The sequence below is a fragment of the Aliikangiella litoralis genome (assembly GCF_052495765.1).
In genome coordinates this window covers 1,866,466-1,893,319 of sequence record NZ_CP199292.1, presented here as the reverse complement: position 1 = coordinate 1,893,319, position 26,854 = coordinate 1,866,466, and the positions used below count along the sequence as shown (strand labels likewise).

The 26,854-nt window shown below is 35.7% G+C and carries 18 protein-coding genes and 1 CRISPR repeat array; of the genes, 3 read left to right on the top strand and 15 right to left on the bottom strand.

The features are described 5' to 3' along the window. Window positions 1–35: 35 nt before the first annotated feature. Genes ACT5E3_RS07920 through ACT5E3_RS07900 form a run of 5 tightly spaced genes read right to left on the bottom strand, consistent with a single transcriptional unit; the run spans window position 36 to window position 8,669 of the window. Entirely contained in the window at window positions 36–389 is a 354-nt protein-coding gene (locus ACT5E3_RS07920) for a DUF2149 domain-containing protein (RefSeq protein WP_444997760.1), read from the bottom strand. Continuing rightward, window positions 373–963, bottom strand: coding sequence for a MotA/TolQ/ExbB proton channel family protein (locus ACT5E3_RS07915; RefSeq protein ID WP_444997759.1), 591 nt, complete (start codon window positions 961–963; stop codon window positions 373–375). The genes ACT5E3_RS07920 and ACT5E3_RS07915 overlap by 17 nt, the downstream gene beginning before the upstream one ends. After that, a complete protein-coding gene (locus ACT5E3_RS07910) occupies window positions 960–1,622 on the bottom strand; it encodes a hypothetical protein (protein ID WP_444997758.1) in 663 nt (220 codons plus the stop codon). The genes ACT5E3_RS07915 and ACT5E3_RS07910 overlap by 4 nt, the downstream gene beginning before the upstream one ends. Next, a complete protein-coding gene (locus ACT5E3_RS07905; RefSeq protein WP_444997757.1) occupies window positions 1,622–6,346 on the bottom strand; it encodes a cobaltochelatase subunit CobN in 4,725 nt (1,574 codons plus the stop codon). Before ACT5E3_RS07905 ends, ACT5E3_RS07910 begins: the two co-directional genes overlap by 1 nt. 58 nt (window positions 6,347–6,404) lie before the next feature. After that, window positions 6,405–8,669: a TonB-dependent hemoglobin/transferrin/lactoferrin family receptor gene (locus ACT5E3_RS07900; protein ID WP_444997756.1), complete on the bottom strand. Its 2,265-nt coding sequence runs from the start codon at window positions 8,667–8,669 to the stop codon at window positions 6,405–6,407. 340 nt (window positions 8,670–9,009) lie between these two features. Here ACT5E3_RS07900 and ACT5E3_RS07895 point away from each other — a divergent pair, with 340 nt between their 5' ends. After that, window positions 9,010–9,645 (top strand): hypothetical protein, encoded by a 636-nt coding sequence (locus ACT5E3_RS07895; RefSeq protein ID WP_444997755.1) that lies wholly within the window; start codon window positions 9,010–9,012, stop codon window positions 9,643–9,645. Window positions 9,646–9,713: 68 nt separating this feature from the next. Here the strand turns inward: ACT5E3_RS07895 and ACT5E3_RS07890 are convergent, their stop codons facing one another. Further along, complete coding sequence (locus ACT5E3_RS07890; protein ID WP_444997754.1) at window positions 9,714–11,837, bottom strand: winged helix-turn-helix domain-containing protein; 2,124 nt, start codon at window positions 11,835–11,837, stop codon at window positions 9,714–9,716. A gap of 635 nt (window positions 11,838–12,472) precedes the next feature. On the opposite strand from ACT5E3_RS07890, the gene ACT5E3_RS07885 reads away from it, so the two are divergent. Continuing rightward, complete coding sequence (locus ACT5E3_RS07885) at window positions 12,473–15,523, top strand: TonB-dependent receptor domain-containing protein (protein WP_444997753.1); 3,051 nt, start codon at window positions 12,473–12,475, stop codon at window positions 15,521–15,523. A gap of 144 nt (window positions 15,524–15,667) precedes the next feature. On the opposite strand, the gene ACT5E3_RS07880 is transcribed toward ACT5E3_RS07885, so the two are convergent. Then, window positions 15,668–18,595, bottom strand: coding sequence for a hypothetical protein (locus ACT5E3_RS07880; RefSeq protein ID WP_444997752.1), 2,928 nt, complete (start codon window positions 18,593–18,595; stop codon window positions 15,668–15,670). Between the two features lie 321 nt (window positions 18,596–18,916). Continuing rightward, window positions 18,917–19,333: a hypothetical protein gene (locus ACT5E3_RS07875; RefSeq protein ID WP_444997751.1), complete on the bottom strand. Its 417-nt coding sequence runs from the start codon at window positions 19,331–19,333 to the stop codon at window positions 18,917–18,919. A 349-nt stretch (window positions 19,334–19,682) separates the two neighbouring features. Here ACT5E3_RS07875 and ACT5E3_RS07870 point away from each other — a divergent pair, with 349 nt between their 5' ends. After that, entirely contained in the window at window positions 19,683–20,192 is a 510-nt protein-coding gene (locus tag ACT5E3_RS07870; RefSeq protein ID WP_444997750.1) for a hypothetical protein, read from the top strand. Window positions 20,193–20,234: 42 nt separating this feature from the next. Here the strand turns inward: ACT5E3_RS07870 and ACT5E3_RS07865 are convergent, their stop codons facing one another. From ACT5E3_RS07865 to ACT5E3_RS07835, 7 genes are all read right to left on the bottom strand, one after another. Then, on the bottom strand, window positions 20,235–20,774 hold the full coding sequence (locus ACT5E3_RS07865) for a hypothetical protein (protein ID WP_444997749.1): 540 nt from the start codon (window positions 20,772–20,774) through the stop codon (window positions 20,235–20,237). A 9-nt stretch (window positions 20,775–20,783) separates the two neighbouring features. Beyond that, on the bottom strand, window positions 20,784–21,701 hold the full coding sequence (locus ACT5E3_RS07860; protein ID WP_444997748.1) for a FlgO family outer membrane protein: 918 nt from the start codon (window positions 21,699–21,701) through the stop codon (window positions 20,784–20,786). A gap of 894 nt (window positions 21,702–22,595) precedes the next feature. Continuing rightward, a complete protein-coding gene (locus ACT5E3_RS07855) occupies window positions 22,596–23,534 on the bottom strand; it encodes a hypothetical protein (protein ID WP_444997747.1) in 939 nt (312 codons plus the stop codon). Window positions 23,535–23,744: 210 nt separating this feature from the next. Further along, window positions 23,745–24,672: direct repeats of the CRISPR family, unit length 28 nt; unit sequence TTTCTAAGCTGCCTGTGCGGCAGTGAAC. Between the two features lie 202 nt (window positions 24,673–24,874). Further along, window positions 24,875–25,138, bottom strand: coding sequence for a hypothetical protein (locus tag ACT5E3_RS07850; RefSeq protein WP_444997746.1), 264 nt, complete (start codon window positions 25,136–25,138; stop codon window positions 24,875–24,877). After that, the gene (locus ACT5E3_RS07845) at window positions 25,138–25,674 is read right to left on the bottom strand and encodes a hypothetical protein (RefSeq protein ID WP_444997745.1); all 537 of its coding nucleotides are present in this window, start codon (window positions 25,672–25,674) and stop codon (window positions 25,138–25,140) included. The genes ACT5E3_RS07850 and ACT5E3_RS07845 overlap by 1 nt, the downstream gene beginning before the upstream one ends. 349 nt (window positions 25,675–26,023) lie before the next feature. Beyond that, entirely contained in the window at window positions 26,024–26,536 is a 513-nt protein-coding gene (locus ACT5E3_RS07840; protein WP_444997744.1) for a hypothetical protein, read from the bottom strand. Between the two features lie 176 nt (window positions 26,537–26,712). Further along, on the bottom strand, window positions 26,713–26,853 hold the full coding sequence (locus ACT5E3_RS07835; RefSeq protein WP_444997743.1) for a hypothetical protein: 141 nt from the start codon (window positions 26,851–26,853) through the stop codon (window positions 26,713–26,715). Window position 26,854: the final 1 nt, after the last annotated feature.

Below are 26,854 nucleotides of genomic sequence, written 5' to 3'. Positions count from 1 at the left end.
AGTTAGAAATTTAACAAACATCAAAGTAAGAAATATTATTGGGAATTGCTGTCATCAGGCACATAAATAATTTCACCGTTATCAAGCTGATAGGCGGTACCAACTCGCTTACCTCGGCTACTTGAAGTGCTATTTGATTGCTCAGCTTGATAGCGAACTATTTGACCATTTTCCTTAGTCACAATTTGCATATCTTTTTTACCAGGATTTTTAACCATCGTAAAATCATCGCTAAACAACATATCTGCAACATCTAAATAACTCACTAAAGCGACCATTAAAGCAACTGAAAAAACCATAGCAACATCGAATAAGTTACCAATCATATTCATTGGATTTAAATCACTATTATCAACAATAAAACGCCTTTTTCTATTTTGTGCTCTCATCTGCCGTCACCTTTCTATCTAATATGAAATCAAGTAAAGCCAACTCCTGAACGACTTCTCGCTTATTCATTTGAAACAATATCAGCCCAATAGCGCCAATAATTAAACCAATCACGGTTGTCGTAAAAGCAATTTGCATTTGAGCAGCCAGTTGTTGAATATTACCATCAGCTAGCCCTTGCAATGCTGGCCCCATTGGAATTAATGTTCCAACTAATCCTGTAATAGGCCCAAGCTTTGCCATATTAATAAATCGATTTAAATATCTATCGCTACTGGCTTCAAATTCGGTAATTAAGTAGCTACACAATGCCTTGTCTTTGCACTGTAATACCTGAGTTAATACATCATATATTCTCAACACCGCAAATTGCTCATCAACATTATCAGTCGCATTAACGCCTTCACTTTTAATCAATTTCGTTAAAGACTCGCGCTGGCGGTGAAACCGCTTTTGATGAATTTGTTGGCCTGCGGCTACTAAACTTTGTCCTAACAAAAACAGTAGATAAGCAACACATGGAATCATTAAACCTGAAGTAATTAAATATAAAAACTGTTGAATGAGTGTCATAAAATTTTCCTGAAGTTAAACACTTTTTTTAACTTAAGTAGCCTGACTAATTGGCACAATACGTTTTTTATTGAAGACCAGCAGTAACCTACAAATATGAGTGCAATAAAAAAAATCAGACTAAGCCCCAGTGAATAAATGCTCACTGGTGGCATATCTGAATTTAAACTGGGCGGTTGCATAAGCGCAATTGACACTAGCATAAAATGAACGCTAAGCACGCCCCATTTCAGCATAGTTAACCGATGACTCAATTGACCTATTAAAAAAATTAAACTAATAACAATAAAAGCATAAAGAATAGCGAGTGTGGTAAATGTCCAGTTAAACCAGCCTAACTGATAAAAATGCATTTGAAAATAAAATAGCGCAATGAATGCGGTTAACGATGGAACAGGATAGTTCGCCCTGCTAAAAATAATAAGCAATGTATCGAGTAATAAAATTAACCCGACAAGTTTATCATGTTGCTGTAACAACTGATGCAACTGAACAGTACTATATTGCACTAAATATTGATTGGCGAAAACAATTATCAATCCAATAGTTATCAAACAGGCAGCTAACCACCGATGACTAGAGATTTTCTTTATCTCTCCACTTTGCAGTATTAAAATTAATACGCCACTCAGTGGTAACCACTGCTCAATACCGAACATTACTTTCGCCTAAATACCAAGAAAACTATGGGCACCAGTAACAATATAAACCACCATAAACCATTATTATCTGCTGGACTCACATCACTATTCGCTATTTTTTCATCACTCTTAGTTGATTCATCTGTGGGCTTTTTCTGCTGTTTTTGCTGCGCTGTTTTTTGCTGTTTTTTCAATACGACACCAGATGTTGTATCACTTGTATTTTGAGCAACCTCTATCGCCTTTTGATAACTTTGCGCTAGCTGTGTATTTGCACTAATTTTATCTTGAATAAAAGCCTGCAACTTTTTATTACCGCAAGTAAAACTGCCACAACCAGCTTCAAACTCACTAACCATTTCAGCATGTAAATCGGCAATCTCGATCAATTGCTTTTCTGTTGCTTGCCATAACCCTTTTCTTGCTGTTTCTAACATCACACCAGTCATTTCTTGTAATGCATAAGGGTTTTCTCGCTCGAAAAAAGCACGCATATTCAGTTGGTTTTTATCTTCAATATAAACTTCATACAATTGGTCCCAAACACTGTCATCGATTGCTTCAGGCTTCATCACATTCCAACCAAAGGTATTACGAAAAGTTTCAGCAAAACTCTCTGCGCTACTTGCGCCACCAAGAGTCATTTGTTTTATAAAGGCAGGGTTTAATAAAGTGGTACGCACTTCTCCCCAAACAGCCTCATTTAAAGTTTGTAATTTGGCTTTATTAGCATTGCGAAAATCGTTGAAATAAGCGCTGGGGGCATTTCCGGTGACGTGTTCAACGGCAATGTTCAATCCTCCCATAAACTCATAAACATGATCTAGACTCAAGGCTCCCCAAGTATTGCCGCTCCGAGGATGAATAACAATTTCTGCGTTTTGTAATGCAGCAGCAAATAAATGGGGTTGATAATCCCCCCAAGATTCACTGTCACCATAAACCGCTCCCATATTCGTTAGATACTGTTTGGCAATATCACTACGTTCCTGCCACACATCGCCTTTTTCAACTTGAGACATAATCGCAGTACCATAAGCGCCATTAAGTCCCCCAAAACTTCGGCGATAGGCATTGGTTCTAGCCGTTAACGGTGCAACACCTTGTGCTAATAAATATTGCTCAGCATCCTTTACGCCTTTGGCAACAAAGTTGTCCTGATTATTTTCATCGGCCTTTGCAGCCATCACAACCGCTTTTTCGATTAAGGCCAAACGCGATGCAGCTAAATCTCTCAACTGTCCTGCGGACTGAATGACAACATCAATTCTTGGTCTACCAAGCTGAGATAAAGGAATCAGTTTAAGTGTTTGCACACGTCCAAAAGGATCGCGTACCGGCTCAACACCGAGCAAGTATAAAGCCTCAGCAACTGTCGCTCCCTGTGTGTGAATAAATTCGCTTGGCCATAAGGTAAAACTCACCTTTTGTGGATATTGACCTTTCTCTTGTAAATGTTGTTTCAACAAAGTATCAGCCATCTCTTTGCCGGTTTTCCACGCAGCTACTGAAGGCGTTTTTTCCGCATCAATGGAAAATAGATTACGTCCGGTTGGCAATGCAGATGGATTTAATATTGGATCACCGCCACTCGAAGGCTCAACATAGCCGCCGTCAAGTCCATTAGTGATGGCCGTAAACTCGTGTTGAGGGCCATCTTGTAAATAGGTTTTAAATCGATCGATTTGAGTCAAAGTTTGTTGAAATAACATGACAGCCGCAGCTAATTGCTGTTCTTCTAAACGGCTGGCAGCTAAAGCGGTAGAGGTTTGCTTAATTTGTGCCGACAAAGTTTCCGTTAACTGAGAACTCGTCATTTTATACTCATTTGTTAACGTTTCCTCTAATGCCACCACCAACTCCGGCTCTCTTTGAATACTCTCCAAAGTATCTTCCAACAACTTGAGTTTTTTTGTTAATAGTTTCCAATGATGATGAGATAACGAAAGCTGTCGCATCACTTCCGGTAATTCTATCAATAGTTGCTTTTGTAATTGTTTAAGTCGCAATGCTTTTTGTTCTGCCACTTGATTCGATAAGTTGTCATTACTCAGCCAAAGCATCACTTTTTCTCGCACTGACTTCTCTTGCATTGCCGTTACAAGTTGTTTAACTTCGGGCTTTTTTAACTCTTTTAGCGCACGACCAATTGCAGGAATCACTTTGGCTAGCAAACCGGCTTTTTCAGCTGTTGCTGGATCCAATGCTTTACTTACATGAGCAAAAGACTGTTCATTATCGAGTCCCTGAAGAAACTTTCGACTATCTTCATCAGACATCACTTTCGCTGTGAGCGCCATTAATTCTGATTGGGTTAACTGAGTCGTTTTAATCTTTTTGCTTTTCTTAGAAAGCGCAATAAAACCTTTAATCATATCGCTGTTAGATATGGTTGGGTTCGCAGTAAGCCACTCATCGACGCGCTTTTTTATTTCTGGTTTAATCAACTCGCTAAGCAACACCTCACTGCTAACGCCTTGTAAGCGACGCGCTATCCATTGTTTTGCTTGCTGTCTTAATTGTTGTGGTGTAGTTGTTGTTTTATCGGCGTTTTGTAATTTTTCAATCTCGCTAAAACTTTGAATAAGTGCATCAATAGCCATTAAACCGGCAGTTTGTTTTGCTTGCTGTTCACTGTAAGGTTTGCCTAAAGAATATAAGCCTTGAGTAATTTTACTTTGCGCCAAAGTTTCAAGCCACTTAGAAACAGGTACTAAAACTTGAGCTTGCCATTGTTTTTGATTAGCATTTAATATTTCCGGCGTAAGATTAAGATCCTGTTGCAACTCTAAACGCTCAATTAAAAGATTAATTTCTTTTTGAATATTTTGCTGTACAGAACCTTGCGTCAAACTATATTGCGCCACCAAATTATCAAGTGATTTAAGTTCGCTATATAAACCTGCTTCTTGAAATGGCGGAGTCAGATGAGAAAGTATGGTTGCATAGGTTCTACGTTTTGCAATAATCGCTTCACCAACATTACTCATGGTATAAACATAAAAATGCGGCAAGTTGCCAATAAGTGCATCAGCCCAGTCATAAGATGACAAAGCCACTTGCTTGCCCGGCGTAAACTCCAAACTACCATGAGTACCATAATGCATAATCGCATCGGCCTTAAAGATTTCTCTAATCCACATATAAGGAGCCACATAACTATGAGGCGGAGCCTTTTCAGTACCATGTACCAGCTTAAATGTATCTTTACCTAGCCCGGGTAACGGTTGCGGAAGTAATGCCACATTACCATATTGTAATCGGGCAACCGCAATTTGCTTTTTACCTTGCTTTTCCAACACCATAAAATCACCAGGGGGCTGACCAAATATTTGGCTGATTCGATTACATAAATCGTTGACTAATACCGTTTGACACCAGTTGGTATATTGTTCCGCTGGAATTAAAGCCGGATCGGCTGTTTTAAAAAATTTTTCCATTAAACCTTTCGCATAAGGCACCATAACATTACCTTGTCGGTTTAATGCCGATTTAAATTGTTCAATATCTGTTGGCAAATCACCTAAATGATACCCTTGTTTTTTTAATCGATGTAACGTATTAAATAAACTAGGTACCACTTCCATATTGCCAGCAACCAAAGCATTTTTGCCAGGCCCTTTAAAATAAACAATCGCCAGTTTCTTATTCGCATTAGGTGTCTCTTTAAGCTCAAACCACTGCGCTAATAAATCAGTAAATGCGGTTAACCGCTGAGGGATTGATTTAAAAACCTGATAGCCATTCAGATCGCTAAACTGGGCATTAATTGCATAAGGTACAATTGCGCCATCAAGCTCAGGTAAAACTACATTCATGGTTAATAAATTTGAGCTATAACCTTGAGGATTATCAAGCCAGCGTTCATAATTTTCAAAAACAGAAACGGGAGCAAATAATGGAATATTTTGTTTTTTTAACCAACTAATCGTTTGCTGACCGCTTCCCAGGTGCATACGACCATGCGGTAACATAATGACAGCATCAGGTTGAATTTGCTTAACAATTTCTAAACGTCTTTGAAAACTAGCAATAGGATAAACTTGCATGCCTTTCGTTTCGAGCTGGTTAATTAATGAGTCAAGGTGATCTCGGTTGGCGTTAAATGGACCTGGCACACTTGTCAGCAAAGCAATTTTTTTCCCTTTAGAATTATATTGCTTTAAGGTTTGGTAATACTGAATATAATCGCTCACCTGAGTAAATAATTGATCTTCATCCAAATGAAACAAAACATCATTATTAATTACCTTTGCTGCTTTAAATTTATCAATTCCAAATAATTTCTTATCAAGTTCAATACGGATATAACGAAATAATTGTTGGTAATTAAACTTACCACCATACTTTAAGTAATCCTTGATAACTTCTAATTGCTCAAACTCAATATTGGTTACATCAACTTTAGGGTTAGTCGCAGACTCAACAATTAACTTAACGCCATTTTTACTTGCCTTATTTAATGCTGTGATTTGTTCAGCATCAAGAGAAAGGCCGCGGCCAAACAGCATGATTACATCATAATTTTCAAACTCATCAATAGTAGATTTATTCAGTTTAGTTAATTGAACCCAGTCACTATCATTAGCGGTCATCATTCTTGCTATTTGAAAATCTCGATAATTAACTAATGCTACTTGAGTTTTACTGATTTTTTGTTGGTAAATATAAACAGCTACAATGCATATAACTAAAACCAGAAATAAGCTGAACAAAAAAATTTTATTACGAAAAAATGACATTTAATTAACCTAAGACACTTAATTAACCTAAAAAATGAGTAGTAAACGATCATCCACATTAAAATTGATAACTTGCGGAGACAGCAAAGTTTCTACCCGGTGCGACTTTAGCGTCCAAGTCAGCATTGGCATTATCACCTTTATTATGTGCTGCCCAATATTTTTCATCACTTAAGTTATAAACACTAAAATTAAGTGCCAATTCTTCTGAAATATTCCAAATGGCATTCATATCAAAAATTTGATAGCTTGGTGGCTCAAAAGCTGGCAAAGGCTGACCATGATGTACTAAAGGTTCAACATCATCAGCTTTATCAACAGCACGAGCATGCCAGCTAAACTGCCAACTATCAGTTGGTTGTAAAGTAAAACCTAAAACTAAATTATTCGGTGGAATACTATTTAGTCCAACACCAGTTTGTTTGTTGTTTCCTTTAATATGATTGGCAGAAAAATTAAAATCGCCATGCCATCCATTAGGTAGCAAAGAGTCAATAACAACCGTACCATTCAGTTCAATCCCTTTAATTTCAACTTCATCAACATTTTGATATTGAATTTGGCGGATCGCAGTTGCACCTGTAAACAATGGCGGCATACTTCTATAACCAATGGTGCGACTATCAATAAAATCTTCATAATTATTTTGATAAGCCGCCAAGCTAATATGATAGTTATCATCCGACCAACGCAACCCGACTTCTATTCCTTCACTGGTTTCTGACTCAAGTTGATTATTTGGGATCACTTCATGAGGCACACCGGGGACGGGGATCAAAATTGAACGACTGATATACTGTTCTGCTATTGGAGGGGTGCGATATCCGGTAGAATAATTAGCATAAAAAGAAGCCTGCTCAGTCATATCAAAAACCATTCCCAAATGCGGTGACACTTGTTTATCGTCATAACCCAAGGGTTGAGCATTGGCTAAATTAAAGTTTTGATAAGACCGATCAGGCTTAGGAGAATTTTTAAAATAATCATAACGCAAACCAGCAATCACTTTTAAATATTCTTTTATGGTGATGTGATCCTGAATAAAAAAACCCAGCTTTAAAACATCAGCGTCAGGAAAAGTTTTTCCAGGGTGAACAATACCATTGATGATATTGGTTGTTGTACCAGCAATATTATCAGTCAAACGTTTATCAACTGGACGTTCAATCGACTTACTATGACCTTCCAAACCAATAAGAAGGTGTTGTTCTTCAAACTCATTTTCAAGTAACAAAGAAAAGCTGAGTTGTTTTTGCTCAAAATCTTCCCACTCTTCAACAACTTTATCAGAGGTTGGAATAGGAGAAATAACCATACCCGGGTTTTGCGTACGTTCGTGTTCATATTGTTTGTAATTAGATACTTGATAATCGACTTGCCACTGAACCTTGTCACTCCAACTTAAGTCATACAGTTCATGTCGAATACCTAAATGTTGACGCGTTGATTCATCATCAGCCAATGCTTCGGTAATTGCTGTTCCTGGAGGACCAGCAATAGGTCTAATATTAGTATTCAATATATTTTCGGCGGTTTGTTGATAATGTTCCGCCGTTAACACTATTTTTTGCTTTTCGCCTTCATATACCCACTTAAAGAAGACACTATCTGAATCACCTTCTTTAGGATTAACAATAAAGTCACTATTAACATCAATGTCTTCAAACAACTGTGTTTGGGCTTGGAACAGACCATGACCTGCACCAATCTTAGTGGCAGTGGCTATGCCTAATCGAGTTCTGCTGTCTTCACTAAAGTAACCCGTATTCAGTGATACATAGGCTTGGTTGTCATTGTTTTCATAAAGCACCTTTGGATCAGCGGTATTAACTAATACAACTCCTCCTAAAGCATTACTACCATACAAAGCTGAAGCTGGTCCTTTTAAAATTTCAACATGATTAAGATTAAAAGGATCAAAGCTCCCCCGCCCTTGGGATACTCCCGCCGAACCAAATCCATCGGGTAATAAAACGCCATCTTTTACCATTAGTACCCGATTACCACCAATCCCGCGAATATTGATCCCTGCATCACTATGCCTATGCCCTGAGCTTTCTACGGTAACACCTGCTTCATAACGCAATAAATCAGATAACTTATTGGGCATGATTTTTTCAATTTGCTCTTTATCAATCACAGAAATACTGGCTGGAATTTCATTAGCTGTTGCAGATATTCTAGACGCAAAAACCTGGATAACTTTTTCGTCATGAGCCGCGCCAGAACTACCTTTGGTTGTTTTATCATCCATAGCTTTCGCCTGAATATTACTCGTTAGCAAGGCAGTTAAACACCATGAATAAAATACTTGTCTGTTCATAAAAACTCTTTTTCTTAACCATAAATATCCACAAAATAGATATTAGTTATGTTATAACATAACATTAAGATAAAGCAATATTTTTGATAACAAATAAGAAGAGATGTGAATTTTTACTCAAATTTGAAGATAGATGAAACAGTCAAATGTTATCTTAAAAAGCTGTCAATATAACAAGTAAATTACAACTGAAAATACACAATAATTTTAGACATAACGCTCAATTTAATCATCACATAACTCAATATTGCGACTATTACTAGATGTTATTCAAAAAATATGTTAACTGTTAGAGTCCTCTTTAAATGTATCAACAACCTGATTGGCGATGTGAAGTAATATGATCGAAGATATAGTTCTTGAAACTCCCGAAGATTTAACCCCAATTTTAATAGCCCCCAAGAAAGAACAGCAAGTTATTGAATCTGAGTTAACGATTAAGAACAAACATAATTTATTCCAATATCAACTAATCAATCAACACTATATTCAGCTAATCAAGCATGATAATAAAAGTAATTCTTCAAAAGCGTTAAGCTTCCATGTTGGTTTTTTGCAACCCAAAGCTAAGCCAATCAAGCGTACAGAGTTATTAAACTTATTTTATGTTTTGTTTGCTCTCAATATTATTGGCTTTTTATTTATTAATAACAGCTTACTCATTGGCTTATTACTCATAGCAAGTTTATCAATATTAGTCACTCTTTTTATTTCTGCTCAACAAAAAATAGTGTTTTTAACTGAGTCTGGAGAAGCGCCTTTAGTCATATTATTAAGCCGAAAATCTAACAAAACAAAAGTATCACAATTTATTAAACAATTAGAAAAGGCGATCATCAATAATCCGCTACCAAACTCTCCTAAACTTTTTGCAGAAAAAAATAAATGGCATAGAAAACTCATGGAAGAAGGCTGGCTCAGTGATGAGAACTATCAAAAAGCAAAACAAAAAATATTAAGTCAATTTAATCGTTAATAACTCAACCTTTTGGTCATCGCTCAAGCTATATATGGTTTGATAATGCAAAGCCTGCTTAACTTCTATTAATCAAATAAAGGATGACTTAGTTGCTTAATATTTCCTTGATCTTTGCCTCTCTGAGCAAAAATCAACGTTTTTTTATCATCAACATAAGTTAATGAACCAAAACTTTCTGAAGATACACCGGGCAATTTAACAATAGGAATAATGTTTTTATGCTTAAAATCAAAAAAGCTTATTCTCTGGTGATTGTCTTTAGTCTGTCTAAAAAATATACCTTTACTTGTATGAGTCCAAGTATAACGAGACATAAACTTATTTGAATTAATCACTTGCTTTTCAGTGGGAGTAATGTTCCTATTAAAATCCACTTGCCATAAGCCTCGTTGAGTCTCTTTAGTAAAATATAACTTATCTGAACTTGAAGCTACACCAAAAATACCGCCATTAAAAGTTAACTGTTTTGCTTTCCCTGACTCAATATCAAAACGGTATAAGTTTGTTTTTTTATCTTGTGTAACTGACGAAATAATAGAGTGGTTATCTAGTGACCAAGTAGGCCTATCATGGTCAGCATAAGCAGTATTCAACACTTTTGGCTGCCTGGATTTTAAGTCAATGATATGTATCTTTCTCCCTGGATTATCACCAACTTGTGCGAGAAAAACAATTCTGCTACCGTCGTTAGACCAGCGAGGATAACGAACATAAGATTTTAAATTAGTTAACCGTTCTCGATGGTTTCCTTCAATATCAGAAAGCCAGAGTTCATAATGACCACTTTCATTTGAAACAAAAGCAATTTGTTTACTGACAGATGAATAATCAGGTGTCCGATGACTAAATTCTGAACGCAATATTGGAAAAGGACTGCTAGCAATTTCAGCATCAATATCAAACGTTAATATGTCATGAATTTCACTGATTTGTAAATAAAATAATGATGGGGTTTCATTTCTGGTAAACACTGGAAATGAAAAACCGTCTAAATTAAGTGAATAGGTTTTATCAGTATTTAAGTTAAGTAAATAACCATGATAAACGTCAGCTCGTTCGGTACTATAAACAATTCTATCTCCTTTGGGATGCCAGCTAAACCCTACAATGTTCTCCTGAGCATAAGTTATTTGCTTTGTATCTTTGCTAACCAGATCAACTAAAAATAAATTTTCTGACAAGGCATTATATCTTCTCGAAACCAAAATACTTTTACCATCAGGAGAAAATGCCATATCTCTGTCACGGTAGCCACAATCTTTTTTACAAGAAAATCGAATTGGTGTAGCCTTTTCATCGAGTAAATTAATAAAATAAATACCGCTACCCACTTCAGGCTCATGGTTGCTTCTATAGGCCAGTGTTTTATTATCAGGTGAAATGCTAATATATCGATAGCCTCTATCTGTTGGGCAATCAGCAATTTTCTTTTCTTTAAGAGTGGCAATATTCAATCGAATAATATCGCAAACTCCCACTCGATAATCAGCCCGAGAATAAAACAGATACTCTCCGTTATTACTCCAAGTTGAATGTCCGGCATGCACTTTACCAAAAGTTAATTGCTTGTGTGGAATATCTGGTTGTTCAAGATCTTTCAAAAATAAATTATGATCATTTTCAGGACTTCGCCAACGATAAGCAATAAATCGGCCATCGGGTGATGGCGAAGAAAAAATTTCCTGGCCAGGTTCTGTCGTAATGTTCTTTACCGTAGCAGTTCCAACATAATCATTAGTACCTGCAAAGTACCAACCTAAAAAGAGGCAGATGACAGCAACAAGCGCATAGGTAGTCATTCTTTCCCAGGTGAAATATTTTTTAGCCAGCTCAGTTGGGTTATTTTTTATACTTTCAACTTCCAAAATTTCTGGTTTAATTAATAATCGATAACCTTTTTTTCTAATGGTTTCAATAACCTCAGAGTCGTTACTCTCACACCTTAAATTTTTTCTAATTTGCCAAATGGCATTAGTGAGTGACTTTTCTCCAACATAATAATTTCCATTCCATACATTATCGATAAGTTCGTTTCGAGAAATTATACGGGGATAATTATTAGCTAAATATAAAATAACTTCTATAAACTTTGGCTGTAGGCTTATTTTGTGTTCATCACCGAATTGAATAGCAAATTCCTGCGGAAATATGTGACAGTCACCTATTTTTAATTGAATAATATCGTTCATAAAGGAATGCTAATCCAGACCACCAGAAAATAAATTAAGTTTAATATATCTTATTTATTCGGTGAACAACAGCTACTGGTTACCAATGAAGCTCACCCAATTATCCAGTTTAACATTTCATATCCTCGCCTTCTATACCTCTGAATCTATTGGAAACTCTTCTTGTAATAGAATCACTACAGGTTAACGTTTTTCATCCAGCACTCAAAAAATAGAGAATCAAGAAAAAGACTAAGCAATAACACAGAACTCATTAAGAGAATTTATAAACAATATTTTTAATATCAGAACTTTTTACTTAACCAAAGCAAGCACTCACTTTTAACCACATTAAACCAATGTTCACAATCATCCCGCTAACATTTTTCACTTAAAAGAGAACAAGTACAAATCATACAAAACCTAGCGATAATAAATCTAGCTTATTGATTTTAAAGGAATAGATATTTAATCGAGTAATAAGAGGGTAAGAATAGAGCTTATAAATGTTGTGAAGCAAAGCAGGATAACGAGATACTCGGCCGTAGCAATGGCCACACAACATTAGCTAATCTTGATATATCCAAATATCTCAAAATCAGCTAAAAAATCCTAGAAAGCCAGTTGTCAATTCAAATAATAAAATGGGGAAAGTTATGAGATCAATATTTAATAAGCGAGCACTAGTTTCCGCTGTTTCATTGGCATTACTAATGCCCGGTATAGCATTAAGCGCAACTCAAGATGAAGAAACATCGCCCAAAAATCCGTTGCCAAAAACAGAGCAATTAACACAAAAGACCGACTCGCAAGAAAAAAATAAAGACGACAAAATAGTGATTACTGGCTCACGTATTAAACGAGATAGCTATACAACTTCTGCACCAATAGCCACAATGGGACTCGATGCAATACAAGATACAGGTTCATCATCATTACAAGATATTTTAGTGGAAAACTTTCCTTCAATCTCTGAAGCCTCAAGTAATACCAACACCCAGTCCAGTATAACTCACACCGGTTTATCAACGGTTCAATTACGTAATCTGGGTAGTGATAGAACACTCATTCTGATTGATGGTCGCCGTGTGGTTTCCAACAGTAAAAATGGTAATATTATTAGCTTAAGTACCATTGCTTCTGGCATGGTTGATCGCATTGAGACACTGTCAGGCGGCGCATCAGCAGTTTACGGCTCGGATGCGGTTTCTGGTGTAATCAATATAATTACCCAAAAAGACAAAGAAGGATTTGAAATAAAAGCCAAAGGTGGATACAGGCCAGAAGGTGGTGGAGAAAGACACAGTCTAGAGTTTAACTTTGGTAGTTCGTTTGATAACGGTAAAGGCTACACCTATTTTAGTGCAGAAGCCGATCGAAATTTTGGTGTCAGCTTTTATGATCATGATCGGGCTCAAATTGAAGCCAGTCACGATTATGATAACGAATTAATGTGTAATCGAATGCTCACAAAAACTGACGGACGCCAATGTATGCGAGATATCACTCTTGCCGATTGGGGCAGCCGTGATGATGGTACCGCAGGCGGAGTGTTTGAAGAATCTAGCAATTTAAATCGCATTCAAAATGGTGGTTTTTGGTACGATGAAAACAACGTTTTACGAACCGGTTGGCGAGAAGAGCGAGACGGAGTAAATACCAGACAGTGGGTTTGGGTAAGAACCCCGATTGATCGTAGCAACCTCGCTTTCAAACTCGACTATGATTTTGGTAATAACTTATCCTCCTACTTTCAAGTTCAATACAATCAAAATGAATCAATCAATACTAAGTCCCCAGAAAATGATAATGAAAGTGGTTCAGTTACCTTGTTTGATCCGGCTACAGGCGATCCACTCCCCAATGTTAGACCAGGTACTATCAGCATTGATAATCCTTTTGCCCCGGCACTCATAGCAGATAATGCTGGTTCGAGTATCAGTTGGGATAGACGTTTTTACGAAGTTGGTCAAGTAACAACTGACAATCAACGTTCAACCATACGCACTTGGGCAGGTCTTCAAGGCTTTGCTTTTGATAATACCTGGGAGTGGGATTTATCGGTCGGCTTTGGTCGTTTTAACCAAGATTTAACACGACTGAATGAAATTGATGTTAGAAAACAGGCCCAAGCCCTTGATTCAGAAAGACTAGCCGATGGAACCATACAATGTAGAGACGCAGCAGCCCGCGCTGCTGGTTGTGTACCACTTAACATATTTGGTATAGGCTCAGTAACACCAGAAATGGCCGACTGGATCAGAGTTAATCCAACCGTTGATGTTGAAGTAGAAATGACCAATGTTCTGGGTTATCTCTCGGGCGAACTATTTGATATGCCTGCTGGTGCAGTTGCAGGCTCTTTTGGTTTTGAATACCGTAAAGATACCACTGTGGTTAACGCCAGTGACGGTGCCAGATTTGGTGGAATCACCTACAACATTGTTCCTAATTTAGATGGTGAAATTACCATTAAAGAAGCTTTTGGTGAAATTGCCGTACCACTATTGCGTAATGCTCCAGCTGCAAAAAGTCTTGATTTAGATCTATCTTTACGCCTTGCCGACTACAATTCAAACAAAATAGATTTAGTCAAAAGCTACCGTGCAGGTATTAACTGGGAATTTATTGACGGCTACGGAATTAGAGCGAATTTATCACGCTCACAAAGAGCACCAAATATTGACGAACTCGATGGTGTGCCAACAGGAGATTACGATGGTTTCAGCGATATTTGTGATGGCGTAACCCTCACTTCAACATTGCCAGGCCATGACGCTTGCCGTCAAGAACCCACCATTGCTGCCGTCATTGCCGATGGTTCAACTTTTGAAGATGATAACAACGGCTATTCACCTAATACCGGCAACCCCGATTTAATTGAAGAAACAGCAGACACATTAACTGTTGGTTTTGTTTCCAATCCATTTGATAACTTTGATATCGCAATTGATTACTACGATATTGAAATATCTGATGCTATTGGGCTAATCAGCAATGAAGATATTATTAGAGGCTGTTATAACTCATCAGAACCTTTTGGGCCTAACAATAGCCTATGTCAAGATATTTCGCGAAACGAAGAAGGACAAATTAACCAAGTATTGCAACGACAACAAAACCTTGAAAATTTACGTTCAAGAGGTGTTGATGTCGCTATGCAATATCGTTTTAACTTACAGGACATGGGTAATTTAAGTTTTAAACTCGATTACTCTCACGCCAGTGAAGTATCAACCACATTCGATACACCCGATGGACTGAAAACAGTACGAGAAGATGGCTTCTTAAGTATTCCTAAAGACAGAGCCTCAGCTTCGGTTGTATATCGATGGGATAATTGGCGTATACGCTGGAGAACAGAATGGTTGGGCAAAATGACAGACAGCCAACAATATGAAGAAGATTATCTTAGCTACGTAGCTGATAACGACGCAAGGTGTGCCAGTGCCGATCAGGCAGGTTGTATCACTAATCCAGAAGTCCCCATTAACCTTTACTATCCTTCTTATGTAAGACACGACTTGTCAGTTTCTTACAATATGGATATTAGCCAAGATCAAGAGTTGCGAATTTATGGTGGTATGAATAATATTTTTGATAATCAAGGAAAGTTTGCCCCTGGCTTTACAGGTAACTCAGTTAGCACCTACGGTCGCGGAACAAAGCAATATGTTTATCTCGGTGTAGATTATAGTTTTAGATAGGTATAAATGACGGGAAGTCATTCGTTTGACTTCCCGAATACATTTTTGCAGAGACATTATAGACTCATTATGCTTTACTCATTATGCTTTACTCATTACTTTCAGCACAATACTATCGTAACTAACAAGCGTTAAAATCTCGAATTAAACTTCTTTTATACTGACTTTTGGAAAAACCAATCCATCTGCAATGGCTTGCTTATTTAACTGTTTAGCTTGTGAAATTTTTCCCTCTAACAATAAAGAAAGAATTTCCAGAGCAATGACTTGTTCTTGATTAGCTGAAACTTTTTCATAAAGAACTTTCTTTACCTCTCTTAACTCATCAGATAACAAAGAAAACTTAACCTCTTTTGCGATAGGATTAGCAAAGTGCTGTAATAAAAACCAGTCAGTTACACTCTGTCCATCAGGAAAAGCTTTATACCCTTTCACTAACAAAGACTCTAATAATTTACCTTCGGCAGAAGTAATAAAAACATTTTTAAATTCTGGAAATTTATCAAGCGCAATAGCCACCAAAACTGTTCGATTAAATACTTTTTCATAATCATTATAAAAAGCACTAAATTTTTCACTGTTAGCAATACCTTTTTCTATTATTTTCTCTAACAGAACATTCTCAAAGTCACCACGAGTTGACGAAGAAGGAGCTTCTTTATAATTCAACTCTGCTAATTTAATTAAAGCCTTCAAATCAACATGTTGCCCCACAGTCTTTAAATAAAGGCGATTATTAAGTAGTTCTGAACGAATAATTGCAAGATTAACAGGTTGGTTTTTATTTTTATTTAGCTTCTCGGTTTCATTCTTTATGTTTCTTTTATAATTTTCAATCAGCTTTTCTGTATTAATATCATTTCTATATTCAGCAATCGATACCTTTTGACTTTCAATATCAAGCGAGATATTTTCAAATCTTTGTGCTAATTGCTCTAATTCATCGTTCATTTTAAAAAAACGATAAATAGAAACAACATTACCTAATGTATTTGCATTTTTAGGGGCAATCAGCAAACTCTTTTGCAAATAACTTAATGCTTTCTTAAACGAAGCGTTATTACTTAATAGCGTTCTAAATTTATTTTTTTCCTTATCGTTGCGATAAAGAAAAGAAAAATAATCTAATGATAAAGAACTTTCGAGCAGGTTGAGTTCAATGTAGTTAGATAAAACATCAATATAAGCTTTTTCTAAATGTTGATGAGCGGCATTTAACAAAACCGTGCTATCTTCAGGGACTAGCTTGATCGCTTTATCCATATATTCTAATGACAAATTGAAGTCATTTAGGTTATTTCCCACATAGTATTTTGAAGAATAAATTAAAGCAATATTATTAAGCTGAGTTGCATCCTCTGGTATTGTTTTGTATATATCAATTGCTTTTTGATAGTAATTTAAAGCAGACTTTTTATTATTATCTTTTACCGCTTTATGACCTTTAGTCGAATGTATTCCAGCCTTTATAAATAAATTAGATTGGTCTGATTTTTCCAACCACTCTATTTTTTCATCAAGATCATGATATAAAATAGAAAGCGTATGTGCATAACGGTGCTTGTCAGTGAGTTCTGTTGCACTATTATAAGCTTCTAACGCATACTCTTTTGCTTTTGATTCCGCGCCTAAACTACGTAATGTATTAGCCAATGAAAATAAAACCTGATGACTACGCTGATACTTATCAATTAATGCAGAAAACAAGTTTTCGCCTTCAGACTCTTTACCTAACCAATAATAAACTTGCCCTAGATAAAGTTGATAATCATCACTATCACCCGCATAACCTTTTACCGACAGAAAAGTTTCTTCTGCGGCTTTAAGTGATTCTTCTCTCTCTTTTAAATCCGTTTGCGATAATGCTCTGTTCAGCATAATAATACCTAAATCAAGTGCAACAGGAACAATTGTCGTTGACGCAATATATTGCTCTTTAGCTTCATTCACTCTGGGTGAAGCATCGCGTCGTTTAATATAAAGCTCATTAACTAACTGATTTTGTGTTTCCTTATCAGCGGTATCATAGGAATCATAAAATGATTGCGGGGCAGCCCCCTGGTTCAAATATTCTATTGTTTTTTGCCAACTCTCATCCAAAGCATTGTTATATTTTTTTTCTGCATCATGGTAACGCCCCAGTCTTAAACGAACATAAGGGGCTAACAACTCATAGGCATTTTCATATTGCATTTGACTCGCATAAACTTGTCCCAAAATCCTGGCGGCTTCGGAACTACCCAATTCACTTTTAAAAGGCTGTAAAATACTGAAGCACAACTTACACTCATTTAGCTTTTCATCTAGCTCAGCATATTGTGTTGCCAAATCTAAATCACCAGATTCTTTAGCAAATAACTGCTTCAATAACGCATAGCTCTTAGTTGCATATTTTTTAATTAGCGTTTCATCTTGGCTGTTATTAACAATAAACCGACCTAAAGCAATTGCAATTTTAGGATGCTGCTGTTGATACAATTCAAAAAATGTTATGTATTTTTGGTTTAAATCAGGGAATAATTTGCTGAGAGACTTAATCTTCTCAAGAATAACCAAGCTTTGAGCTGGCTCTAGCTGTTGCAGGTTTTTATTATCTGCTAGCTGTTTAATCAGTACTAATGAACGCTCAGAGTAACCATTTTGGGCTTGATAAATCGACTTTAATTTCCTCATGGCGTCACTGAAATTCTGCTTTTCAATGTCAACTTGCGCCGATTTGTACTGTTGATAAGCGATATAATCAGGCGAGTTGATATACTTCTGATAAGCAATTACCCCAATAAATACAGTGATAAACAAAGCCACTGTACTATTCCATAATTTTGATACTACCGATACTCCCTTCTTACCAATAATATAATCATTACCTTCATGGGTTTGTATTAAATATTTACCAAAGGCTAAAACCGGTATAAAAAATATGGTTAAGTAAAGCACTTTAATTGATAAGTCACTATGTTCACTTTTGTCTAAACTCGCGTAAAGCCGAAAACCAATTCCATACAAACTAAATAACGAAGGCGCTTTATTAGTTGGTTTAAACCCCAATGACTCAACTGTCACTTCAGACATACTTCCCCCTTTAAAATGATTAGCTCTCAAAAAACAACCCTAACCATATTACCGTTTATTGCTTTTATAAATTTTCTAATTTTAGCGAGCTTTATATTAAAATAATAAGAAAACACTTCAAATTAACCGATCCAATGCGTGTTAGTTTATGCAATATTCAGAGAAAGTCATATAAAAAATCAGACATTTATTAGCAATATTCAGCCAAATTAGTCCATTTAGCAGATGCTTTGTACGATTATTGTACAGAAAAGAATAAAAACTTAACGGCTCATGTTAAGTATCACAAAATATGAAGAAGTGTTTTAGCTAAAATAATATCTATTTTTTCTGGTGGTAATTTTTTATATAAGGCATTAGCTTTTTAAGATATTCGCCATTTCCCAAAAACCTTGTGCCACTACAAATTCCCATTGAATTACTATTTTTGCTTTTGAATATTAAATAATGGCGACCTATAACCATCGGCATTCCACACAGGCCTTCATTGTCTGAAGTTGTTAATTGCAAATAAGTATTCCGTTTTAACTTGCCTTTATACACTTTAAATATTTTAAACTTACCTTCAACTTCATGCGTTAAGTAGCTCCCTTTACTATAACCGGCAGAAATTAACTTAGCCTCTATAATTGAATCAGCACTCATAACCCGCTGTTCAGGTTTTGTAGGAATACAACTACAAGCATTCGCATCAATTGAAATAAAAATGAGGATAGAGAATATAACTATTTTGTCCATTGTAATCTCCTTTTTATTTTGAATATGTCAATAGGTTGATTTATTAACCTATTATCCACTTGCTTGAATACAATAACATTATTCAATTTACAATATTTAATCAATGCTAATTTGCATATTAAGAAGAATATCTCTCGATAGAATCTGTAAAACATTGACTAAAATAAACCATAAAGATATATTTTAACCGAGTATACAGACTCAACCTGTACATAGCATTTCAAGCCATACTAATCGCTTTATTTAAAACAGCTTACTATTAATAATATCTAAAGAATCAATAAAAAAGTAATAAGCAGTGATATACTACGCTTTATACTCAACAACAACCGATTAGGAAATCTTATACATGAATGGCTTGATAAAATTGCTCTTTTTGATTATTACTTTGCTGCCGCTAAGTTGTTTTAGTGAAGATAAAATTAAAAACAATCCATTGCTCGGTTCTTGGAAAATGAAAGAGATCCATTATATCTACCCTGAGGCCACCCACTCACAAATGCAAGCTTTTACTGGCACTTTTATATTCACCCCTAAGCGATATGTCATTCTTTACAATCCTTGGAAAAATGAACGCAAGCCATTTAAAAAACTATCTAAACCGACCAATGAAGAAATTTTAGCCTCGTTTAAAACAATCGTTTTTAATAGTGGTAGTTACACTTATACCAATTCAACCGTTTCTACTATAGCCGATATTGCTAAGGTTGCTGGCTTTGAAGGAGGTCAGCAATTTTATCAATACACAATTAAAGATAATGTTTTAGATATCACTATGTTTGATGAAACTTACCCAGATGGAAAAAAGCCAGACTGGTTTGGTAAGTTAAAAGTAAGGTTTGTATTAACAAGGGAATAATAATTAGGTTGATATGTTTTTTGAAGAAAATGATAATATTAATCATTCTGAGGCTTTATCAGGCGATATGGTTGCGTAGAGGACCTTATTTTTATAATCAATATGATCAATATAAAACACTAATTTTCCAACCTTTGAATCAAAGTGAATTGCATACTTAATTAAAGCAGCAATGTTGCTTTTTGCTTGAAAACCAACAGGGCTAATTGAAATATTTGAAAATTGACTACCTTCAATCTCCTTTATGGTAATGAAAAAGCTTGTTTTTATTTCATCAATAAAAATTCTTTGTTCCGCCGGAAAAGTTTTATAGCTTAGATTTTCAAATAGATTAACTGGCGGTCTGATTAGGTTATCTTTACTACCCTTTTGATTACCATTATTTTTATCAGTGTTATTATCTATATTTGTTATCATTTCATTGATAATAACCTGAGGTGGTTTACTACTAACTGCTGACTTTTCAACTTTAGAAAAATGATCCCAAATAAGAAAAGCAGAAGTTATAATACCAGCCAGTATTGTTACAACTGCCGCAGCGTACATAACTTCGCGAGTCCCTTTAATTTCTTTTTTATCCATAAGCTTATTTTAATTACTAAAGCTAATATCTTTTAAACTGATAGAAAGCCTGTAAAATCTTATTTCAAGATTTTTTATATAGCGAGTTTCATTTGGCACATTATTAAATTCTAAACTGGCTTTTACTGGTGTGCCTTTAAGTAAAGTGATTTTAACGTAACCACGACTACTTTTATTACCAAAAGCAACATTGCTCGCCAATATTTCATTACCATTATCATCAAATATTCTTGATTTACTATATATTTTTTGTGAATAATGATTTTTCATACTTTCAATGATAAAGTCACATTTAATCAAACTAGATTTTTTTGTACATTTTTTAAGATTTACGATTAAGCTGCCAGCGCTTTTAGTTTGTTGATAACTTTTTTTAGGACTACCCTCAGTCACAGAGTTTGTTTTTTTATTATTATGCTTTGATGAAGCATTACTTAGCTGATTATTAACGAGATGTTCAATCGCTTTTGTTTTAGGAATATGAACAGCTTCGGCCCCAATAATTTGCGCCGTTTCAACATTTAATATTTTCACTGTTGTTCGAATATTGTCACCAAAGGGGGTTAAGCTTCCTGTGATAAGTGCATCAATACCCGCAATTTTACCTAGCTTTCTGGAGGTAACCGGATCGATCAGCCCTGTTTCAGATAATTTATGCTCTTTTATAATGGCTTTTAAATGAATTCGGTCAATCACTACAATTGAAGTACTTTTACCTGCTAAAGAAACCGACAGCTCCTCAGCAATAAAACGTCCTAATTTAGTTACCTGTCCATCAAGATTAGTAAAGTCGACCACTGCAATTTTTGATTTCTGTTTATCTTGAAGTTTTTCAATAATAGCAGTAGATAATGCTTCAACCTCTTTTTCATGAGCAGAAACAGACAAGCTAAAAATAAGAATAAAAAGTGATAAGAGTTTTAACATACGCATCCTTGTTATTTATTTTATTATCGTTATAACGATATATGAACAAAATTCAAACACTTTGTAATACTATTATAAAGATGTTTCCTTTTCTACTTGCCACATGAATAATTTTTATAAATTCACATTTAAATCTCAAAAAATTATAAACCATATTTCTACGCTTCTTATTTCGATAAACAGTGCTACAAATACTTTAATGACAATTATCAAAAAGATTTTAAGGCCTTTTTACTCTGAGTATATTGATTGAGAAGCTGTGAATTCTGCGACAAGAATGAAACCGCTGTTAGCTTTTAAGGAGTATAAGTTTTAATATTATGTTAGACAAAATTATCTATGTGATCTGGCTACACTTTTAAGCCCTGGTGTCATTCAATGAAACTGAAGTAAAGGCTAAGCTTATTGATTGCAGAGTTTGACTGGCCCCCTAATATCAAGCACCTTTTTTATTCTTTAAAATCAATTGGACACCTAAAATTAAAAGTAGGTTGTCTGATATTGGCTTATAACGTATCTCCTTTCTAATGTTTAGTCTGCAAACCAAACACTAGCAGTGAGTAGCGTTATGTTCTACTTAGAAATGGTGCGCTTTGAACTTGGCTCTAGGGATTTACCAAACCAAGTGACGGCTTTTCGATTTGCAGATGCAAATAACTATAACCCACTCCCATTAATACAGGCATCTACTAATATAAAAGGTTTGTGCCGATAAAGTTAATGCGTGATTTGATTATTAGAAATACAAAATGCTATAGCTATTTGCTAAAACATTAGCAATATCGTACTCCCTCAAAATATACCATTAATATAAAGTCAATGATTATTTTGAGGGATAGCCGCTTTTACATTAGCTATTTTTCTCTTTTAAAAAAATAATTCAGCGAAAATAATTTAATCTTCAAACACTCTAACATTCCGAAAATAACTGTTAGCATTTGGTGCTGAACGATCGTCATCATTAACAAAAATGAGATAGTTTATATTTCCCGCATAAAATGTTCCGATAGGTATAGTATAGGTAACCCATACACCTTCATTACTACTATAATTATCAAAACTATATATTGGTGCTGGAGTAATTGAACCGGCTTGAATCCCAGAAAGAACAAACATTTTTGAGAAGTCTACATTTAAGGTATTACTCAGCCCTATTGCGTGAATTTCTCCTTCTTTATTTGATAAAAAATCAAATTGAATAACTGTGTTAGCTGTAATTGTGTAATTAAACCCAGCGGCTTTCCATGTATTGTCGGACAAATAAAATGTTGCACCGCTGTCTTGCACAGCATAAACATCACTTGTATTTTGAGCTGAGTTATTAGCACTAACATCGTAAAAGCTCATTGAGGAAAAATCTAAAGCAAAAGGGGTTAACCGACCTAATACATTAATGTTGGTGTTCGCTGAATTATTCGCATTACTAATCGCTCCAGCAAGTACACCATAAAGTTTTATCTGTGTAGTATTAACTGGAATTTGAAGAATGCGAGTACCATTCGATTCTGATGACTCAGAATTACTAACACCAGATAAATCACATCCAGTCACATTTAAAATTGATGTTCCAGTGCTATCAAGGAAATCTAAGCTATTATAAGCCCCGGCATTCGCGCCTAAAACATTACATTTATAATAAAAACGAACATGCCCAGGCGTTCCGTTAGTAATGCTGCTCAAATCAAAAATACTACTCTTTGAACCATTATTAACCTCGACGGTATTTGTTATATTTTCTCTCAAAATGTCTGCATAAAATTGGGAAGCAATAGCTGTTCCCCCACTATAAAATGCTGCGATATTGAACATTAAACCTATCAACAAAAATCTCATTAATTTATCTCCTATAAAATTAAGCAAGTATGTATCGAATATTTAATGATGGTCTTTAATATAGTAAAATTTAAAATTATTGCTCATTACATTTGACTATTATTTAGGATTAGAAACGCTCAAGTAAAAATAAATTTTGCTTTATAATTAAGCTTTTTGAGATAAAGTCTTAAATAACCATATTCTTTACAAAATCGACAGTATCATTATTTTCTAAGCTGCCTGTGCGGCAGTGAACGCTTGCAAGACTTGTCGTCGTGGTCCATGCGTTTTCTAAGCTGCCTGTGCGGCAGTGAACTAGTTTTCTTAGCGTGCTTATCACAATAGCCATTTCTAAGCTGCCTGTGCGGCAGTGAACGTAAAATCAAGGATACGTCATGTACAGAAAGCTTTCTAAGCTGCCTGTGCGGCAGTGAACCAGCTTTTTTGTTTTTCCGTTGCGGAAGCAGCTTTCTAAGCTGCCTGTGCGGCAGTGAACGTTATGTTTATACTGCTTATCCCTTCATGAAATTTCTAAGCTGCCTGTGCGGCAGTGAACCTACGTTACGTAACGTGCGCCAAATCGTGACATTTCTAAGCTGCCTGTGCGGCAGTGAACACTCAAACGGTGACATTGTAATAAGAACAGGCTTTCTAAGCTGCCTGTGCGGCAGTGAACAAAGAGTGGGTTCAACAATGAGAACTATAATATTTCTAAGCTGCCTGTGCGGCAGTGAACAGACCCAACTTGGAATTATGGGGACACTTACATTTCTAAGCTGCCTGTGCGGCAGTGAACAGCCCGGCTGGTTGTCCGGGTCAACGTCAGCATTTCTAAGCTGCCTGTGCGGCAGTGAACTATCTGGAAGACAGTCGAAAGCAGACAGATTATTTCTAAGCTGCCTGTGCGGCAGTGAACGCTTTCTCCTGTAGTACTAGAAATAAACATTCTTTCTAAGCTGCCTGTGCGGCAGTGAACGCAAAGAGAGGTAACACTTGTTGCCCACTCGCTTTCTAAGCTGCCTGTGCGGCAGTGAACATCCCAATAATGATTTAGAACATGGAGCGATATTTCTAAGCTGCCTGTGCGGCAGTGAACCAACGGAGCAAGGTTTTTCAACTGAAAACGAATTTCTAAGCTGCCTGTGCGGCAGTGAACTACAGTATAAACACAAAAAAATAAGTTACAACAATAACTTAGAATAAAATCAGGTAAAATACCTTATTTTTTAAGCACTATTGTAACTTATTGATAAATAAACAAATTTTTAAAGAGCAAAAATAAAGGGTTAAAATTATATATTCCACTATAGGTCTTTAATTAGCATCATTAATCAGAACTGCTAGTTTGTAACGACTAGCTATAAACTTTCAATGACCGAAGATATTTTTTCTGGAGTCATTTCTGTCCAACCAGCAATATGAAAACGAGTAACCGCATTTCGCCAAGATGTGTAAAGAGAGGGATCGGTAACAGCTAATTGAGTAGGCGCATCTTGTTGAGCAAGTCGAGCAATCTCTTTAAGAAGTACAAAATCTTTTTTTTGCACAACTTTAGCTATTTCATCTTTTAACAAAGCATCTAGCGCATTAACATAAAGCGTTCTAGGATCGGAATTATTCATTAACCACCTTTCGAAACAAGTTGCACAACCACCATATTCTCTTTTGCTTTTTCTCTATGTTGACTATTTGGAAAGTTATTAATTACCTTATCGATTTGGTACTGCTTAATATTTCTCTGCTGTATCCACCAGACTACATCTCTAATATCATTATTATTTGCTCGAACAAGCTTTGAAGCTGAAAGCACTGCCGGGTCAGGCATGACTAACTTTAAATTTCCAAATTGCGCTAAAGTTTCTGTTTCAAAGCTTTTTGGTAAAGCAACAATACCGGGGTGGACTATTTGAATATAAATACTATCTGACTCCACTTCACCTTTTGGCTCATAAAGTATTCCAACCTTTGAACAAGTTCTGGATAACTTTCCGTTATCGTAGATAGAATTTGCATGCCAAACATTAATATCTTTTGCTTGACGATCTTGTTGACCGAAAAAAACAGCAGGGGCACTACCAAATATACATAAAATTGTTAGGACATCTAACTCTTCGCCTAACTGTTGAAAAACTCGTTCTATTTTTGTTTTATCTAACACTATATCAACCTCCTTAGCATTTCACATAAATTAACAAAAAACATTTCTTAATTATAGTTAATCATTTATCCGATCGTTCTCCCCTCTCCCACTCCAATATATTTAATTTGTGTAGTCAATCATTAGTGATGGAAAAGCTATTTAAATCTGATATTCATTCAAACAATTCAAATGTTTCCGTAACTAAAATTAAAAAATTAATTAGCTTATTTAAAACTAGAGGCTAAGAAATTTATGTTAATGTTCAGAGGCTAAAAAAACACGTCCTTATGTGTTTTTGTAGTGATTAGGTTTATTCAAAAATGTATGATTTAAAGCGTTTTATTAATTTCTTTATCAATTGCGCTATTTAACTGCTTACCTCTTCTTCTTTGGCATGTTTGCCAAATATTTTCCTCACTTCTTCCCCTACCTTTTTAATTCGGCGAATATTTTCTCCCTGAAATTGAGGGCCTGTAGTTGGCGCATTATAGCGCTCATCATACTCAGCTACCACATAACGTCCCAAAGCAGATAAATCCATCGCATTAGTATTTTTATCAGGTAGCACCCGTTTCAGTTGAACCGACAAGGAGAGTACCCCTAGTTCTGTCTGTAAAAAAGGACTATTAGGCAGGTAATACCAAAGTTGTGTATCAATAGGTATATAATGATGTTGGCGACTTTGCTCTGAATTATCCTCAAACCACCCGGCCTGATTATACGGATAATTGATTTTTTGCTGTTCTTCCTCAGTAATAATATTGGTACTGGGGACGGTAAGGTTAAGCCGCCAATCTTCCAGCAAGGCTGTCACTTCAACACAGTTTGAAAAATCCGGGCCGCCTCTAAACCCCCGCCATAAATTTTTAATTAATCCCATTATCAAACCTTATTGGTTATTGCCTATTCTTTATTGATGCCAGTTTCTGTTAAACACAATGTTTATCAATGTACTTTTTAACCTGTTTGGCTTTTTTATGAAACCCCAACGCCTGTAATTGTTGGTGATAAATTTCAATGCCCAAATAAGGTAAAGTGTGTGGACTGGCCCCCACATTAACCAGTATTTGGCGCAGAATAATGATTATGATAAGGCGCATCAAAACGGATAGTGGTGCCCGATAAATTGACCTCATGATGTTCCAGATTAACTAAATCAGGTCCGCTCGGATTTTTTTTAGTGGCAATAAAAGGCATT

What these genes read in the sequence shown, in the direction of transcription:
- ACT5E3_RS07920 (WP_444997760.1), bottom strand. Translation starts at nt 389, where the DNA reads ATGAGAGCACAAAATAGAAAAAGGCGTTTTATTGTTGATAATAGTGAT.
- ACT5E3_RS07915 (WP_444997759.1), bottom strand. Translation starts at nt 963, where the DNA reads ATGACACTCATTCAACAGTTTTTATATTTAATTACTTCAGGTTTAATG.
- ACT5E3_RS07910 (WP_444997758.1), bottom strand. Translation starts at nt 1,622, where the DNA reads ATGTTCGGTATTGAGCAGTGGTTACCACTGAGTGGCGTATTAATTTTA.
- ACT5E3_RS07905 (WP_444997757.1), bottom strand. Translation starts at nt 6,346, where the DNA reads ATGTCATTTTTTCGTAATAAAATTTTTTTGTTCAGCTTATTTCTGGTT.
- ACT5E3_RS07900 (WP_444997756.1), bottom strand. Translation starts at nt 8,669, where the DNA reads ATGAACAGACAAGTATTTTATTCATGGTGTTTAACTGCCTTGCTAACG.
- ACT5E3_RS07895 (WP_444997755.1), top strand. Translation starts at nt 9,010, where the DNA reads ATGATCGAAGATATAGTTCTTGAAACTCCCGAAGATTTAACCCCAATT.
- ACT5E3_RS07890 (WP_444997754.1), bottom strand. Translation starts at nt 11,837, where the DNA reads ATGAACGATATTATTCAATTAAAAATAGGTGACTGTCACATATTTCCG.
- ACT5E3_RS07885 (WP_444997753.1), top strand. Translation starts at nt 12,473, where the DNA reads ATGAGATCAATATTTAATAAGCGAGCACTAGTTTCCGCTGTTTCATTG.
- ACT5E3_RS07880 (WP_444997752.1), bottom strand. Translation starts at nt 18,595, where the DNA reads ATGTCTGAAGTGACAGTTGAGTCATTGGGGTTTAAACCAACTAATAAA.
- ACT5E3_RS07875 (WP_444997751.1), bottom strand. Translation starts at nt 19,333, where the DNA reads ATGGACAAAATAGTTATATTCTCTATCCTCATTTTTATTTCAATTGAT.
- ACT5E3_RS07870 (WP_444997750.1), top strand. Translation starts at nt 19,683, where the DNA reads ATGAATGGCTTGATAAAATTGCTCTTTTTGATTATTACTTTGCTGCCG.
- ACT5E3_RS07865 (WP_444997749.1), bottom strand. Translation starts at nt 20,774, where the DNA reads ATGGATAAAAAAGAAATTAAAGGGACTCGCGAAGTTATGTACGCTGCG.
- ACT5E3_RS07860 (WP_444997748.1), bottom strand. Translation starts at nt 21,701, where the DNA reads ATGTTAAAACTCTTATCACTTTTTATTCTTATTTTTAGCTTGTCTGTT.
- ACT5E3_RS07855 (WP_444997747.1), bottom strand. Translation starts at nt 23,534, where the DNA reads ATGAGATTTTTGTTGATAGGTTTAATGTTCAATATCGCAGCATTTTAT.
- ACT5E3_RS07850 (WP_444997746.1), bottom strand. Translation starts at nt 25,138, where the DNA reads ATGAATAATTCCGATCCTAGAACGCTTTATGTTAATGCGCTAGATGCT.
- ACT5E3_RS07840 (WP_444997744.1), bottom strand. Translation starts at nt 26,536, where the DNA reads ATGGGATTAATTAAAAATTTATGGCGGGGGTTTAGAGGCGGCCCGGAT.
- ACT5E3_RS07835 (WP_444997743.1), bottom strand. Translation starts at nt 26,853, where the DNA reads ATGCCTTTTATTGCCACTAAAAAAAATCCGAGCGGACCTGATTTAGTT.